This window comes from Undibacterium sp. Ji50W (genome assembly GCF_049340445.1).
Lineage (GTDB): Bacteria > Pseudomonadota > Gammaproteobacteria > Burkholderiales > Burkholderiaceae_D > Undibacterium.
The window spans coordinates 294437-309168 of the sequence record NZ_JBMPOX010000002.1 but is presented as its reverse complement, the minus strand read 5'-3'; the positions used below and the strand labels follow the sequence as shown (position 1 = coordinate 309168).

Below are 14732 nucleotides of genomic sequence, written 5' to 3'. Positions count from 1 at the left end.
TTTTCACCGCCAATTGCTGACCTGGAGTTCTGATTCGTGTAGGAGCGGCTTCAGCCGCGAATAGCCGATGTAAGCTGAATGATGGACACGGCACAATGTTCGCGGCTAAAGCCGCTCCTACAAAATTAAGTTCCCTAAAAAGGTTTGACAACAACCAAAATCAATATCACCAACAACAAAATCACCGGCACTTCATTAAACCAGCGAAACCAGACATGGCTGCGCTTGTTCATGCCCTTCTCAAATTTCTTCAGCAAGCTGCCGCAGGCGTGGTGATAGCCTATCAGCAAGATCACGAAAGCCAGCTTGGCATGCAGCCAGCCATTACCCGGCCCCTTGCCTATGCCATACCCCAGCCATAAGCACAGGCCAAGCACCAGGGCCAACACGGCCAATATCGTCATGAAGCGATACAGTTTGCGCGCCATCAACAACAGCCGCTCCGTGGTCGTCACATGGCTTTCCATCGCCAGATTGACCAGAATGCGCGGCAGATAAAACAGACCGGCAAACCAGGACGTGACGAACAGGATGTGAAAAGCTTTTACCCAAAGCATGATGTACCTTTTTTAATTTGCAGTATTTATTTTTACTTTGTTACTGACGCACTTCGCCATGACCAAAGACCACATACTTCATCGAAGTCAAGCCTTCCAGCCCTACCGGTCCACGCGCATGCAGCTTGTCGTTCGAGATACCAATCTCTGCACCCAGACCATATTCAAACCCATCGGCAAAACGGGTAGAGGCATTCACTATCACCGATGCCGAATCGACTTCACGCAAGAAGCGCAGGGCACGGCTATAGTCTTCAGTGATGATGGATTCGGTATGCTTGGATGAATAATCATTGATATGGGTAATGGCTTCATCCATGTCGGCCACCACCTTGACTGCAAGGATCGCTGCCAGGTATTCCGTGCTCCAGTCTTCTTCTGTGGCTTTGGCAAGATACGGATAGCCTGCCAGGATCGCAGCGGCGGCATCATCGCAACGCAATTCCACCTGCTTGCCTGCATACAGGTCAGCCAGTGCAGGCAAGACCTGCGCTGCAATGCCTTGCGCGACAAGTAAGGTTTCCATGGTGTTGCAAGTGCCGTAGCGATGGCATTTGGCGTTGAAGGCCACATCGACTGCTTTTTTCAGGTCAGCCTTGTCATCGATATAGACATGACAGATACCGTCCAGATGCTTGATCATCGGTACGGTCGCTTCCTGCATCAGGCGCGCGATCAGGCCCTTGCCGCCACGCGGGACAATCACGTCGACATAGTGCGGCATGGTGATCAGTTCGCCAACGGCAGCACGGTCAGTAGTTTCTACAATCTGTACAGCATCAGCCGGCAAGCCGGCACCGGCCAGGCCTTCCTTGACCAGTTTCGCCAGGGCCTGGTTGCAGTGTATGGCTTCCGAGCCACCGCGCAATATGGTGGCGTTGCCACTCTTGATGCACAGGCCAGCCGCATCCACGGTCACATTCGGGCGCGCTTCGTAAATAATGCCAATGACACCCAGCGGCACCCGCATCTGCCCTACCTGTATGCCGGTAGGACGGTATTTCATGTTCGAGATTTCACCAATAGGGTCAGCCAGGCTGACGATCTGTTCCAGCCCTTCGGCCATGGTGGCAATTGCCTTGTCGGACAGGGTCAGCCGGTCCAGCATGGCGGCTTCCATGCCTGCTGCTTTTGCTGCTTCCAGGTCGAGTTCATTGGCTGCGCGCAAGACCGCAGCTTCACGCCTGATGGCTGCGGCGATCAGTGACAAGGCCTTGTTCTTGGCGGCAGTGTCGGCTTTGGCCATGGCGCGCGATGCTGCGCGGGCACGGGTGCCGAGGTCGTTCATGTAGTGCTTGATATCCATATCGTCTTCAGAGAACGTCTGAGCATCCTCATATTCGTTGATCAGCCACCAGAAAGATGGCAAGAGAATTCAATTTCCGGTTTGATAAACCGCTTGCTATCAGCATCAGGTGCAGGCCATGCAGCGCTTAAGCTGCCTTGGCCACTTTCAAACCCAATTGCAACAAGGCATCCCAGGGATCGCCTGCAAATGCCTTGGCTCGTAAACCTTTTACCATCTTATCGACTTGTGAAGCTTCTTGCAGGGCCGCTCGCAGAGTTGTCAGGCTGACGCGCCGCAGGGCCGGGTCCATGAGCTTTTCACGCGGGCCCCAGATGCGATATTCTTTCAACAAGGCTGACAAGGGTCTGCCCTGCGCCATGCCGGACTTCAATTTCAGCAAGGTGCGAATTTCTTCTGCCATGGCCCACAAGACCAGTGGCAATGCTTCGCCCTCGCCCTTCAAACCATTCAGCATACGTACCAGTCTTGCCACATCGCCAGACAGCATGGCTTCATTGAGCTTGAAGACATCATAGCGCGCCACATTCAGTACGGCATCATGGATTTGTTCAAAACTCAGTTTGCCAGGTGGATGCAGCAATGCCAGTTTCTGGATTTCCTGATGCGCAGCCAGCAAATTGCCCTCTACCCTGTCAGCAATAAAATCCAGGCTTTGCCTGTCAGCGTTTTGCTGTTGCATCGATAAGCGCAGGCTGATCCAGTTAGGCAACTGATTACGTTCCACCAGCGGGATATCGATATACACCGCAGCCTGCTGCAGACTGGTCACCCAGGCGGCTTTTTGCGTAGCCCAGTCGAGCTTGGGCAAGGTGATCAGGGTCAGGTTATCTGGCGACAGATTCGCCACATATTCCTGCAAGGCCTGGCCACCATCCTTGCCGGGCTTGCCGGTGGGAATGCGCAAGTCGATCAGTTTTTTATCACCAAACAGGGATTGCGACTGATTCGCTGCCAGCAAGGCACCCCATTTAAAACTGCGTTCCACCGTCAGGATGTCACGCTCGTAAAAACCCTGTGCCTTTGCCGTGCGGCGTATCTTGTCTGCAGCTTCCAGCGCCAGCAAATGCTCATCACTGGTGATCACATACAGTGGCGCCAGTGTTTTCGCCAGATGGCCATCGAGGGCATCGAAGCGTAGCAGCATCTTAATCGTCCATCTTTACAACGGCCAGGCGGCGCATGATCTGCTGCACCAGGTCATTTTGCATGTCACGGTACAGCAAGACTTCTTCGGCCTCTTTCGCCAACACCTGGGTTTCATTGAAACTGATGTTGCGCTTCAGTTGTATATCTACCGGTTCCAGATATTCCTTGCCTTCGTTGTTGCGCAGGCGGAAACGGAAGTTGTAAATCAAATTGTATTCACGCACACGACCCTGGCTGTTCAGAGACAGAATCTGCTTGTCCCTGGTTTCACTCATGACTTCGAGTATGACCTGCGCATCCTTGGCGCTGGACATGATCTGGGTCTGCCCGTTGGCGCGTATCTGGCGACGCAATTCACCACCCAGTGCCGAGCTTTCCGGCATGCCTATGTATATATTCTTGAACGGCAAAGCCACCGGGCCGCGCAAGGCAAACCCACAAGCAGACAGCAGCATCACAGACAGGATGGCTGCCAGCCATTGCAGACGCTTGAAATACATTGCTTGCATGCAGTTTCCTTTGTTACAAATCAGACTATTGTTCAACACCACGCTTTTGTCACCGCTTTTTTCATCGCTTTTACCACACCTCAGGCAACGATATTCACCAGTTTGCCAGGCACGATAATAATTTTCTTGGCGGCACCCTCCATGAATTTCTGCACGCTTTCATTGGCCAGGGCAGTCGCTTCTATGGTGGCCTTGTCGGCATCCTTGGCAACCTTGATGCTGCCACGCAGTTTGCCATTGACTTGCACCATCAGCTCGATTTCATCCTGCACCAATGCCGCTTCATCCACCAGCGGCCAGGGTGCATCTATGATTTCACCCAGGTCAGCAGCCAGACCCAGTTCCTGCCACAGCACATGGGCAATGTGCGGGCACACCGGATACAGCCCACGCAGCAAGATGCCGAAAGCTTCGCGCAAGGCTGCTGCACTACCTTCGGCTTCTGACTTGAAGGACTCTATCGTGTTCAACAACTTCATCGCACCGGAGACCACGGTGTTGTATTGCAGGCGATCGTAATCGGCATCGATCTGCTTCAGCGTCAGATGCACTTCGCGGCGCAAGGCCTTGACATCATTGGCGTAAGCAAGGGGCGCGACCGAACCAGAGGCAATCGTGCCAGACAATTTCAACGCCGATGCCCACAGGCGACGCAAGTAACGCGATGCCCCTTCTACCCCGCTATTACTCCAGGCCGCACTTTGATCTGGAGGACCGGCAAACATGGTGAACAGGCGTGCTGTATCAGCACCAAACTGCTCGATAATGTCTTTGGGTTCGACCACGTTGTTTTTGGATTTGGACATCTTTTCGATGCCGCCCATTTGCACAGGCTGTCCATCCGACTTCAACACGGCAGCAACAGGACGGCCCTTGTCATCATGCTGGACTTCGATTTCATTCGGGTAGAACCAGATTTTCTTGCCACTGGCATCTTCACGATAGTAAGACTCGTTCAGCAACATGCCCTGGGTGAACAGGTTTTTGAAAGGCTCGTCTATCTTGACCAGGCCCAGGTCACGCATGGCCTTGGTCCAGAAACGCGCATACAGCAAATGCAAAACCGCATGTTCGACGCCGCCGATGTACTGGTCCATCGCCATCCAGTAATCATTGCGCTCATCCACCATGGTGGTCGCATCCGGGCAGGTATAACGCATGAAATACCAGCTGGAATCAACGAAAGTATCCATGGTGTCGGTTTCGCGATGTGCCGGGCTGCCACATTTAGGGCAAGGCACATTCAGGAAATCTTCACGGTGCTTCAATGGATTGCCAGAACCATCCGGGATGCAGTCGGTAGGCAATACCACCGGCAAATCTTCATATGGTACAGGCACATCACCGCAACTTGCGCAATGGATGATAGGGATGGGTGTACCCCAGTAGCGCTGGCGAGAAATGCCCCAGTCACGCAAGCGCCAGGTGGTTTTCTTTTCGCCCAGCCCCTTGGCTACCAGGTCATTCGCCACTGCATCAACCGTGGCTTTAAAGCTCAGGCCATCATACTTGCCGGAATTGACGGTAACGCCACGCTGCTTGTCGCCATAATATTCTGCCCAGGCATCAGTACTGAAACTTTCGCCTTCAATCGCCACCACTTGCTTGATGGCGATATGGTATTTTTTCGCAAAGGCGAAATCGCGTTCATCATGTGCAGGCACGCCCATGACAGCACCATCACCATAGGTCATCAAGACATAATTGCCGACCCAGACTTCGACCTGCTCACCTGTCAAAGGATGGGTGACAAACAGGCCGGTAGGCATGCCCTCTTTTTCTTTGGTCGCCATTTCGGCTTCCGTGGTACCCCCCGCCTTGCAGACTTCGATGAAGGCTGCCAGTGCGGCATTGTTCTTTGCTGCCAGCGTGGCGATAGGATGTTCTGCTGCTACTGCGCAGAAAGTCACGCCCATGATGGTGTCAGGGCGGGTCGTAAAGACATACATCTTGCCGTCTTGTACCAGCGCGCCGCTGTCATCCTTGATGTCATGCGGGAAAGCGAAGCGCACGCCTTCGCTCTTGCCTATCCAGTTGCGCTGCATGGTACGCACTTGCTCAGGCCAGCCATCCAGATCGTCAATACTGTTCAGCAGTTCGTCTGCGTATTGGGTGATACCGAAATAATAGCCAGGGATTTCACGCTTTTCGACCAGTGCACCAGAGCGCCAGCCGCGACCATCGATCACCTGCTCGTTCGCCAGCACGGTTTGATCGACCGGGTCCCAGTTGACGACCTGGGTTTTTTTGTAGGCAACGCCTTTTTCCAGCATCTTCAGGAACAGCCACTGGTTCCAGCGATAGTAGTCCGGGTCACAAGTCGCGACTTCACGTGTCCAGTCAAATGCCAGACCCAGGGGTTGCATTTGTGACTTCATGTCTTCGATGTTGGCGTAAGTCCATTCTGCCGGCGATTTTTTATACGCAATCGCGGCATTCTCTGCTGGCAAGCCAAACGCATCCCAACCCATAGGCATGAGGACGTTATAGCCCTTCATGCGCAACTGGCGTGCCAGCATGTCATTGATCGTGTAATTACGCACATGGCCCATATGCAGCTTGCCGGAAGGGTAAGGCAGCATGGAGCAAGCGTAATACTTGCCTTTAGGGAAACGTGGATTGTTTTCTACTACCGTATAGGCATCGATCTTTTTCCAATGGGACTGCGCCGATTGTTCGACGTCGGAAGGCGTATATTTTTCTTGCATGGCGTAAGCAGAAGTAGGTGCGGAAATGACTCAGAACCGTAGATTATAACTGCTTACTCCGTATTATTGAGTAAAGCCTCTGGGAGAGACCCGAATAATGGCGTCGTGGAAAGGAATAATGTGCATTGCCCGTGACAGGCCTGCCAGGTTTAGCGTGCAGCTTTCTTGTCGGTAATGAAAGAAATCCGGCTCAAGCCTTGTGCCTGGGCGGCAGCCATGACCTGGGCAATGATTTCATAGCGGGTTGCCTTGTCGGCGCGCAATTGTATTTCTGCCTGCGGGTTACTGCGTGCGAGCACGGCTAGCCTGGACTCCAGTTCAGCCATGGACAACAGGTCCTTGTCCCAGTACAGACGTCCTGCAGCATCGAATGCGATAGGTATGGCATTCGCCGGTTCTGGCACGGCAGCAGACTGTGCCTGGGGCAAATCCAGCTTGATGGCATGCGTCATGAAAGGGGCCGCGATAATGAAAATCACCAGCAGGACCAGCATCACATCCACCATGGGTGTGACATTGATATCCGCCATCGCCCCCTGTGAACGGGAGGCAGCAGAATCAGATTGTTGGAATTGACCGAATGACATGCGTCAGCCTCAGGTTTTGCACCAGTGCGCATGCAGGTCGAAGGCAAAGCCATCCAGCTCGGCCAGGGTAATGCGGTTGATGCGGTTAAAACCGTTATAGGCCAGTACTGCCGGGATGGCGACTATCAATCCCAGTGCGGTCATGATCAGGGCTTCACCAACCGGGCCAGCCAGTTGGTCTATCTGCACGGCACCTGATGCCGAAATGGCCGTCAGCGCATGATAGATACCCCACACCGTGCCCAATAAGCCGACAAAGGGAGCCGTTGCGCCTATCGACGCCAGCATGGTCAATCCGGCTTCCAGCCTGGTGGTAAGCGTCTGCAATTGCTGGCGCAGGCTGCGGGTGAGGACTTCGCTGAATGCGGTGTGTTCAGACAAGGTGCCGGCACGTCTGTCTGCCTGCTCTGCGGCATCTGCCAGGGCCATAAAGATATGTGCTTTATCGGCCTGTCGCAGCATGGCCATGGCATCCGCCAGGCTGGGTGATTGCCAGAAAGCCCGCAAGGCTGGTGCCGCCTGACGGATACGCCAGAAAGTCCAGGCCTTCAACAAGATCAGGGTCCAGCTGAGTACCGACATCGCCAGCAAAAACCAGCCGACCATGTGTCCCAGCAAATCCGCCTGTTCCCAATAATGTGCGATCGCAGAATTCATAGGGCCGGGTCAGCGTTTCGACTAGCGCAAACCCAATACATCATACATGTCGAACAGGCCAGTGGCTTTATCCTGCAGGAAACGGGCTGCACGCAAACTGCCATGCGCATAGGTGACGCGACTGGATGACTTATGGCTTATTTCCACTCGTTCACCGATGCCGGCAAACAGGACTGTATGATCACCGACAATATCGCCGCCACGGATAGTGGCAAAACCGATGGAGGACGGATCACGCTCGCCGGTCACGCCTTCGCGGGAAAATACCCCGACTTCATTCAGGTCCCGACCCAGTGTGTCAGCAATCACTTCACCCATTTTCAGCGCAGTGCCTGATGGCGCATCCACTTTATGACGGTGATGTGCCTCAATGATCTCAATGTCATACCCGTGAGAAAAACTTTTGGCGGCCATTTCCAGCAACTTCATCGTGACATTCACGCCCACACTCATATTTGGCGCAAACATGATGGCAGTCTTTTGCGCGGCGGCAGCAATGGCTGCCTTGCCTGCCTCGTCAAAACCGGTGGTACCTATGATCATCTTGATGCCATGCGCAGCACAATACTCAAGGTGCTTGAGCGTACCTTCAGGGCGGGTGAAGTCGATCAGGTAGGCGGCATCTGCCAAAGCCTTGGCCAGATCCGACTCGATCAACACCCCTGTCGGCTTACCCAGGCTGAGACCGGCGTCCGTACCCAGTGCCGGCGAACCAGGCACATCCAGCGCCCCGGCCAGTACCAGGTCATCCGCAGCGCTGATTGCTTCAACCAACATTTTCCCCATACGGCCAGAAGCACCCGCTACGGCAATTTTCAAGGCTGTCATAGTGTCTTATTTCTCTTTTTTCTTGGCCGGACCATCAGTATCGATGACAGACTGTACGCGATTCACACCCAGGGCGGATTCGGTAATACGGGCCAGATAATCTTTTTCAGTCGGCAGGTTACCGCCTTCAAACTTGGCAACAGTGTTATTTTTGAAATACACTGATACCCGGCTGGAGATTTGTTCGCCATTGCCCTTGGTCAGGCGGAAGGGATAATCCCAACGGTCTTCGTGGAACATGTCAGTCAGCAAAGCCGTACCCAGCAAAAAACGTACTTGCTCACGGGTCATGCCTTCTTTCAACTGGGAAATCATTTCCTGTGATACGAAGTTACCTTGCTGGATAGGCACGCGGTAAGGTGAGATATAGCTGAGCAATTTAGCAAAACCGGTAGGTGCGACCACCTGGGCTCCGCTGGTGTCACCAGTATTTGTCGGTGTGGCATACACCGAAGTTTTGTCTGCACTGGACAAGAAAGGCAAAACTGACGAACATGCAGTCAGGCAGGCAATCAGTGCCAGACCTGCAGCACGGCCCAGTGTGGTCCGTTTTGAAGCTGAAAACAACAAACGCATAGGTAACCTCATTATTGAGCAACAAGCCCTAAAACCCGATATCATAAAGCAGATAGCAAATTTTTGATCGAAAACATGACAAACAGCACTCCAAACCTGAAGGCCAGCGGCCTGAAAGCTACCCTTCCACGACTGAAGATACTGGAAATTTTCCAGAACAGCCGGGTTCGCCATCTGACAGCAGAAGACGTGTATAAGATCCTGCTGAATGAAAATATGGATGTTGGCTTAGCAACAGTGTATCGTGTTTTGACGCAATTCGAGCAGGCCGGCCTGCTTAATCGCAATCACTTCGAGACCGGCAAGGCAATTTTCGAACTGAACGAGGGTTCACACCATGACCATCTGGTCTGCCTGGATTGTGGCAGGGTTGAAGAATTTTTTGATGAAGAAATCGAGCAACGCCAACAAAAGGTAGCGCTGGACCGTGGCTTTAAAATTGCCGAACATGCGCTGGCCATTTACGGTAACTGCACAAAAAACAACTGCGAACACAAGACTTAAAAACCATTCATCCATCCTGCAGACGAATCTCTGCACATAACTCTGCACATATCAACACACAACGCGACACATAAGCAGGCAGTCAAATAGAACTCAGGCAAGCCTGCCTGAGTCTGGTGGTCTTGCGTTACTTGCTGATTTTGGCAACGACAGCCGCTACCGTGTCTATCACTTTTTGTGCATTGAATGGCTTGAGAATATAGCCATGAATACCGGTCTTGACGGCTTCTGCAATGGTTGCCTGGTCCTTGTTGGCGGTGACCATCAGTACACGGGCATTGGGAACCAGTTCTTTCAGACGCGGCAAAATCTCGATACCGCTAATCTTGGGCATGACCACGTCCAGCATGATCAGTTGCGGTTTGAGCTTGACTGCCATTTCCAGCCCGGTGCTGCCATCGGCTGCCTCACCCACGACATCATAGCCTTCGCTGCGCAAGATTACCCTCAGCACTTCCCTGGTGACGTCGTTATCGTCCACCAATAGTATTGTTACGTTTTTCTTGTCCATATCAATAATTATCAGTCACAAGTGTAAGAGAATTGCTTGCACGACCCAGAGGCTGGACATGGTTGCTCGCCAAACCTGTTTCAGCAAGGCGCATGACGTCAACTATATCGATTAATTCAAAGGCTACTGGCTCAGCGCATTCGACAATAACTTTGCGGTAATATCCACGATTGGTATCACTCTTTCATAGGCCATACGGGTCGGACCTATGACTCCCAGTGTACCAACTATCTTACCGTTAACTTCATAGGGTGCGGTCACTATGCTCATTTCTTCCATGGGAACCAGCTGCGATTCACCACCGATAAAGATCTGCACGCCAGTCGCCTTGCTGGACACATCCAGCAATTGCATCAAACTGCTTTTTTGCTCGAACATGTCAAACAATTTACGCAGGGAACTCATGTTGGAAGACAGATCCTGCACATTCAGTAAATTGCGCTCACCTGAAATGACAACCTCGTCATTTTGCTCATCCATGGCGTTGCTGCCCGCTTCCACCGCCGCCTGCATCAACCGGGTCATGTCATTTTGCAGTTGCCGTAATTCGCTGTTGATGCGGGTACGCGCATCGGAAAAACTTAAACCGCCAAAATTCTGGTTCAGGTAATTGGCCGCATGCACCAGTTGCCCCTGGTTATAGTCTACGTCGGTCAGCAAAAGACGGTTGTGTACATCCCCGGTGGGCGACACCACGACCAGCAGGATACGTTTTTCCGACAAGCGCAGAAATTCGACTTGCTGGAATATCGATTCGGTACGCGGTGTCATGACGACGCCGGCAAACTGCGACAGCGAAGACAAAATCTGTGCGGCATTGGCGATCAATTTTTGTGGCGGTTGCGACAACATGCCTGCCTGTAGACGTGACTCCAGACCAACTTCATTGATCTCTTGCACTGTAAGCAATTTATCCACAAACACCCTATACCCGCGTGGCGTGGGTATGCGTCCGGCTGACGTGTGCGGACTGGCAACAAAACCCATCTCTTCGAGGTCAGCCATGACATTGCGTATGGTCGCAGGCGACAATTCCAGGCCGGAAATTTTCGACAACGCGCGGGAGCCCACAGGCTGGCCATCGGCGATATACCGTTCGACCAGTGCTTTTAATAAGGTTTGTGCGCGAATATCGAGTTGCATAGCTTCATTTTATGCGTTCATGCCAGCAATGAACATAGAAAGTTAGGACTTACGCAAAATTGTCCCAGCAAGGCTATCGCTTTTAGGAAACATCCCTTGCAAGGGAGGTTCGTTTCGTCGGCAGACAACGGTGTTGTCTTAAACCCCGTCTACACCGTAGCGACGAAGACAGTACGAATAGTACACGGCTCCTAGGAGAGGAGCTACAACGCAGCTGGGGCGGTTTTGCGTAAGTCCTAAAAGTTTCATATCCACTGTACCAGCTCATGCAAGGTGGCAAATTCTGCATCGGGCCTGATATGCATATGGCGTTCATCCTCAATTTTCAAACCCTTGCGATTCATCCAGCCACCTTTCAGGCCAGCTTGTTGTGCACCTTGCACATCCAGCAACAAATCGTCACCCACATACAAGACTTCAGAGGGTGCCAACTCCAGCGCGTCGCAAGCCGCCAGGAAAATGCGCGGGTCGGGCTTGGCACAGCCAAAGCGGTACGCCGCAATCGATACCTTGAAATGCCCGGCAATACCAATGGCCGACAAATCGGCAAAACCATTCGAGACCGTCCCCAGCACTATTTTTTTTTCCAGCGCCAGCAAGCCTGACCTGACGTCTTCGTACAAATCCACCTGGTTCCTGGCATCGGCGAATACGGCCATGGCATGATCGGCTTTTTCCACCGCTACGCCATGTTCCTGGAATACCTCACGGAGCAAGGTATGGCGCAGCGCCCACAAATCATATTGAAAACGCGGGTCGGCCGATACCAGACTATTCCTGCGTTCACGCAATTTTTCCACACTGTAATTTTGGGCGACCACGGGTACGTGTTCATGCATCCATTGCTGCAACACCGCCTCGGCATGGCGTATCACCGGCACCACCGGCCACAAGGTATCATCCAGATCCAGCAAAACAGCTTTTAATGTCATAAAGTGCACTCAATTCATTCATTCCTGGCTTAATTATGGTCTAATCTGAGGCATCATGTCACCTCCCCCTTGTTTATGACAGTCCAGGCCAAAACCATTGCACTTGTTGGGAAATATAATGCTGCCGGTATCGCGGATTCCATGACGGAACTGGCAAACTTCCTGGAGCACGCAGGACATCACGTCGTTATCGAGGCAGAAACAGCGCAATACCCGCAACTGGTGCAGTTCAGCACCATGACTGTTCCTGAAATCGGCAAATCTGCCGATGCCGCCATCGTCATCGGCGGGGATGGCACCATGCTGGGCATCGCGCGTCAACTGGCTCCCTATAACGTACCGCTGATAGGCGTCAACCAGGGCCGGCTGGGCTTTATTACCGATATTGCTCTTGATCGCATGATACCGGCGATTACCGACATACTGGATGGCAAATATGCATCCGAGCGCCGTAGTCTGCTGCAGGCCATCGTGGTACGTGACGGTTACCAGATTTTCAGCGGTGTCGCCTTCAATGATATCGTGGTGTCACGCGGTGCCGGTTCCGGCATGGTGGAACTGCGGGTCGAAGTCGATGGTCATTTCATGTACAACCAGCGTTCTGACGGCCTGATCGTCTCTACCCCTACCGGTTCCACCGCCTATGCCCTGTCGGCAGGCGGCCCTTTGCTACACCCCAGTCTGTCTGGCATTGCCATGGTGCCGATTGCACCGCATGCCTTGTCCAACCGCCCGATCGTCTTGCCGGACAGTAGTGAAATCGTGATCGAGATCGTGGCCGGACGCGACATCAGCCTGAACTTTGACATGCAGAACTTTGCCAGCCTGCTGTATCAGGACAGGATCATCGTGAACCGCTCTGCCCATACGGTGACCTTCCTGCATCCGCATGGCTGGAATTATTACAATACCCTGCGCGAAAAACTGCACTGGAACGAATATCCCTCGGTCGAAGGTGCACTTAATTGAACCATCTACTGAACCATTCACTGAAACCTCAACTGAAACACGTATATAGCGGGTATTGCTAAAATAGCGGCTGGCACTGTTTGGCCGCTGTATTACCTACATCCTTACCCACATCCATTTCATACCATTACGTCTGTTCATTATGCTGCGCACGCTTGCCATTCGTGACTTTGTCATTGTCGATACACTGGAACTCGAATTCTCATCCGGCTTCAGCGTACTGACCGGTGAAACCGGAGCCGGTAAATCCATCCTGATTGATGCCCTGACCCTGGCACTGGGTGGCCGGGGTGATGCCAGCATGGTGCGCGAATCGGCTGCCAAAGCCGATGTCAGCGCCGAATTTGCCATCAATACCAACCTGGCAGACTGGCTGGAAGCCAATGATTTCAGCGACCCCGACCAGCAACTGATACTGCGCCGTACGATAGACAATGCCGGACGCTCGAAAGCCTGGATCAACGGTATCACCGCCACCGCCAGTCAGTTGCGCGAGATCGGTGATTTGCTGGTGGATATCCATGGCCAGCATGCCCATCAATCCTTGCTGAAAACCGAGGCCCAGCGTTCCCTGCTCGACATGCAGGGCGGACTGGAAGAACAGGTACGCGAAGTCGGCCTGCGCTACAAGGCCTGGCGCAATCTGAGCAAGCAGCGTGAGGAATTTGAAACCAATGCCAAGAATGTCTTGCAAGAGCGCGAAAGGCTGGAATGGCAAGTCGGTGAACTCGACAAATTGCAGATCAAGCCCGGTGAGTGGGAAGACATCACCCAGGAACATAGCCGTCTGGCGCACGCCGCCAGCTTGCTGGAAGGGGCGCAGGAAGCCAGCACCCTGATTTCCGAATCGGACCATCCTGTGCTGTCACAACTGACGGCAGTCCAGCACAAGTTGCAAAAGCTGCTGGACTATGACGCTGCCCTCAAGCCTGTCATCGAGGCACTGGATTCTGCCTGCATCAACCTGCAGGAAACCACCTATGCCCTGAATGATTACCTGAGTCGCACCGAGCTAGACCCGGCGCGCCTGCGCAAAGTCGAAAGCCGCGTCGAAGCAATTCACACTACGGCACGTCGCTTCCACGTCGCACCAGAAAAACTGCATGAAGAATTTGCCATTTTATCGGCACAGTTGCAGCAGCTATCCAATGCCAGCGATATGGATGCCCTGAAAGCGCAAGAAGAAAAATCCCGTTTAAGTTATCTGCAGGTGGCACAAAAACTCAGCAAGGCACGCACCAAAGTAGCAAAAGAACTGGGGTCGGCAGTCACCGCCGCGATGCAAGACCTGAGCATGGGCGGCGGCAGTTTTTCCATCGCCCTGCATGCTTCCGAACCGGCCACCTATGGGCTGGAACAAATCGAATTCCTGGTAGCCGGCCATGCCGGTGTACAGGCGCGCCCACTGGCCAAAGTCGCATCCGGTGGTGAGTTGGCACGTATCTCGCTAGCTATCTCGGTCATCACTTCCGGTGCCACTGCCACCCCTACCCTTATTTTCGATGAAGTCGATAGCGGCATCGGCGGTGGTGTGGCCGAAGTGGTCGGGCGTTTGTTGAAACGACTGGGGCAAGACCGGCAAGTCCTGTGCGTCACCCATTTGCCACAAGTCGCCAGCCAAGCCAATCAGCACTTCCAGGTCAGCAAGGCCAGCCACAAAGGCAAGACCACATCACAGATTGAAGCGCTGGATAACAAACAACGTGTCGAAGAAATCGCCCGCATGCTGGGCGGCATAGAAATCACAGCAACCACGCGCAAACACGCCAGAGAATTACTGGCATCTTAAGAATATA

The 14732-nt window shown here is 53.1% G+C and carries 15 protein-coding genes; 3 read left to right on the top strand and 12 right to left on the bottom strand.

All coding sequences use genetic code 11. The features are described from left to right. Window positions 1–134: 134 nt before the first annotated feature. The 9 genes from ACO0K9_RS06635 to ACO0K9_RS06595 form a co-directional block, all read right to left on the bottom strand. Window positions 135–557: a CopD family protein gene (locus tag ACO0K9_RS06635; protein WP_422983049.1), complete on the bottom strand. Its 423-nt coding sequence runs from the start codon at window positions 555–557 to the stop codon at window positions 135–137. Between the two features lie 40 nt (window positions 558–597). Beyond that, window positions 598–1863, bottom strand: a complete 1266-nt coding sequence (locus ACO0K9_RS06630) for a glutamate-5-semialdehyde dehydrogenase (protein ID WP_422983179.1) — start codon at window positions 1861–1863, stop codon at window positions 598–600. A gap of 127 nt (window positions 1864–1990) precedes the next feature. Next, complete coding sequence (holA, locus tag ACO0K9_RS06625) at window positions 1991–3010, bottom strand: DNA polymerase III subunit delta (protein WP_422983047.1); 1020 nt, start codon at window positions 3008–3010, stop codon at window positions 1991–1993. Window position 3011: 1 nt separating this feature from the next. Next, entirely contained in the window at window positions 3012–3521 is a 510-nt protein-coding gene (lptE, locus tag ACO0K9_RS06620) for an LPS assembly lipoprotein LptE (protein WP_422983045.1), read from the bottom strand. Window positions 3522–3601: 80 nt separating this feature from the next. Beyond that, entirely contained in the window at window positions 3602–6229 is a 2628-nt protein-coding gene (leuS, locus tag ACO0K9_RS06615) for a leucine--tRNA ligase (RefSeq protein ID WP_422983043.1), read from the bottom strand. 149 nt (window positions 6230–6378) lie between these two features. Next, a complete protein-coding gene (locus tag ACO0K9_RS06610; RefSeq protein WP_422983041.1) occupies window positions 6379–6816 on the bottom strand; it encodes an ExbD/TolR family protein in 438 nt (145 codons plus the stop codon). A gap of 9 nt (window positions 6817–6825) precedes the next feature. Next, entirely contained in the window at window positions 6826–7473 is a 648-nt protein-coding gene (locus ACO0K9_RS06605; RefSeq protein ID WP_422983039.1) for a MotA/TolQ/ExbB proton channel family protein, read from the bottom strand. 21 nt (window positions 7474–7494) lie between these two features. Continuing rightward, window positions 7495–8301, bottom strand: coding sequence for a 4-hydroxy-tetrahydrodipicolinate reductase (dapB, locus tag ACO0K9_RS06600; RefSeq protein ID WP_422983037.1), 807 nt, complete (start codon window positions 8299–8301; stop codon window positions 7495–7497). A 6-nt stretch (window positions 8302–8307) separates the two neighbouring features. Further along, complete coding sequence (locus ACO0K9_RS06595) at window positions 8308–8877, bottom strand: outer membrane protein assembly factor BamE (RefSeq protein WP_422983035.1); 570 nt, start codon at window positions 8875–8877, stop codon at window positions 8308–8310. Between the two features lie 75 nt (window positions 8878–8952). On the opposite strand from ACO0K9_RS06595, the gene fur reads away from it, so the two are divergent. Next, window positions 8953–9381 (top strand): ferric iron uptake transcriptional regulator, encoded by a 429-nt coding sequence (gene fur / locus ACO0K9_RS06590; protein ID WP_422983033.1) that lies wholly within the window; start codon window positions 8953–8955, stop codon window positions 9379–9381. A 127-nt stretch (window positions 9382–9508) separates the two neighbouring features. Here fur and ACO0K9_RS06585 read toward each other — a convergent pair whose 3' ends face one another. From ACO0K9_RS06585 to ACO0K9_RS06575, 3 genes are all read right to left on the bottom strand, one after another. Continuing rightward, window positions 9509–9892, bottom strand: coding sequence for a response regulator (locus ACO0K9_RS06585; protein ID WP_422983031.1), 384 nt, complete (start codon window positions 9890–9892; stop codon window positions 9509–9511). A 123-nt stretch (window positions 9893–10015) separates the two neighbouring features. Beyond that, on the bottom strand, window positions 10016–11035 hold the full coding sequence (gene hrcA, locus ACO0K9_RS06580; protein ID WP_422983029.1) for a heat-inducible transcriptional repressor HrcA: 1020 nt from the start codon (window positions 11033–11035) through the stop codon (window positions 10016–10018). A gap of 245 nt (window positions 11036–11280) precedes the next feature. Next, window positions 11281–11967 (bottom strand): HAD family hydrolase, encoded by a 687-nt coding sequence (locus ACO0K9_RS06575; protein ID WP_422983027.1) that lies wholly within the window; start codon window positions 11965–11967, stop codon window positions 11281–11283. Between the two features lie 75 nt (window positions 11968–12042). On the opposite strand from ACO0K9_RS06575, the gene ACO0K9_RS06570 reads away from it, so the two are divergent. Beyond that, window positions 12043–12936 carry an NAD kinase gene (locus ACO0K9_RS06570; protein ID WP_422983025.1) on the top strand — a complete coding sequence of 298 codons (894 nt, stop codon included), beginning with the start codon at window positions 12043–12045 and terminating at the stop codon, window positions 12934–12936. A gap of 142 nt (window positions 12937–13078) precedes the next feature. Beyond that, the gene (gene recN, locus ACO0K9_RS06565) at window positions 13079–14725 is read left to right on the top strand and encodes a DNA repair protein RecN (RefSeq protein ID WP_422983023.1); all 1647 of its coding nucleotides are present in this window, start codon (window positions 13079–13081) and stop codon (window positions 14723–14725) included. The last annotated feature ends 7 nt before the right edge of the window (window positions 14726–14732 follow it).

Coding starts and splice junctions, on each gene's coding strand:
- ACO0K9_RS06635 (WP_422983049.1), bottom strand. CDS start 557: ATGCTTTGGGTAAAAGCTTTTCACATCCTGTTCGTCACGTCCTGGTTT.
- ACO0K9_RS06630 (WP_422983179.1), bottom strand. CDS start 1,863: ATGGATATCAAGCACTACATGAACGACCTCGGCACCCGTGCCCGCGCA.
- holA (WP_422983047.1), bottom strand. CDS start 3,010: ATGCTGCTACGCTTCGATGCCCTCGATGGCCATCTGGCGAAAACACTG.
- lptE (WP_422983045.1), bottom strand. CDS start 3,521: ATGCAAGCAATGTATTTCAAGCGTCTGCAATGGCTGGCAGCCATCCTG.
- leuS (WP_422983043.1), bottom strand. CDS start 6,229: ATGCAAGAAAAATATACGCCTTCCGACGTCGAACAATCGGCGCAGTCC.
- ACO0K9_RS06610 (WP_422983041.1), bottom strand. CDS start 6,816: ATGTCATTCGGTCAATTCCAACAATCTGATTCTGCTGCCTCCCGTTCA.
- ACO0K9_RS06605 (WP_422983039.1), bottom strand. CDS start 7,473: ATGAATTCTGCGATCGCACATTATTGGGAACAGGCGGATTTGCTGGGA.
- dapB (WP_422983037.1), bottom strand. CDS start 8,301: ATGACAGCCTTGAAAATTGCCGTAGCGGGTGCTTCTGGCCGTATGGGG.
- ACO0K9_RS06595 (WP_422983035.1), bottom strand. CDS start 8,877: ATGCGTTTGTTGTTTTCAGCTTCAAAACGGACCACACTGGGCCGTGCT.
- fur (WP_422983033.1), top strand. CDS start 8,953: ATGACAAACAGCACTCCAAACCTGAAGGCCAGCGGCCTGAAAGCTACC.
- ACO0K9_RS06585 (WP_422983031.1), bottom strand. CDS start 9,892: ATGGACAAGAAAAACGTAACAATACTATTGGTGGACGATAACGACGTC.
- hrcA (WP_422983029.1), bottom strand. CDS start 11,035: ATGCAACTCGATATTCGCGCACAAACCTTATTAAAAGCACTGGTCGAA.
- ACO0K9_RS06575 (WP_422983027.1), bottom strand. CDS start 11,967: ATGACATTAAAAGCTGTTTTGCTGGATCTGGATGATACCTTGTGGCCG.
- ACO0K9_RS06570 (WP_422983025.1), top strand. CDS start 12,043: ATGACAGTCCAGGCCAAAACCATTGCACTTGTTGGGAAATATAATGCT.
- recN (WP_422983023.1), top strand. CDS start 13,079: ATGCTGCGCACGCTTGCCATTCGTGACTTTGTCATTGTCGATACACTG.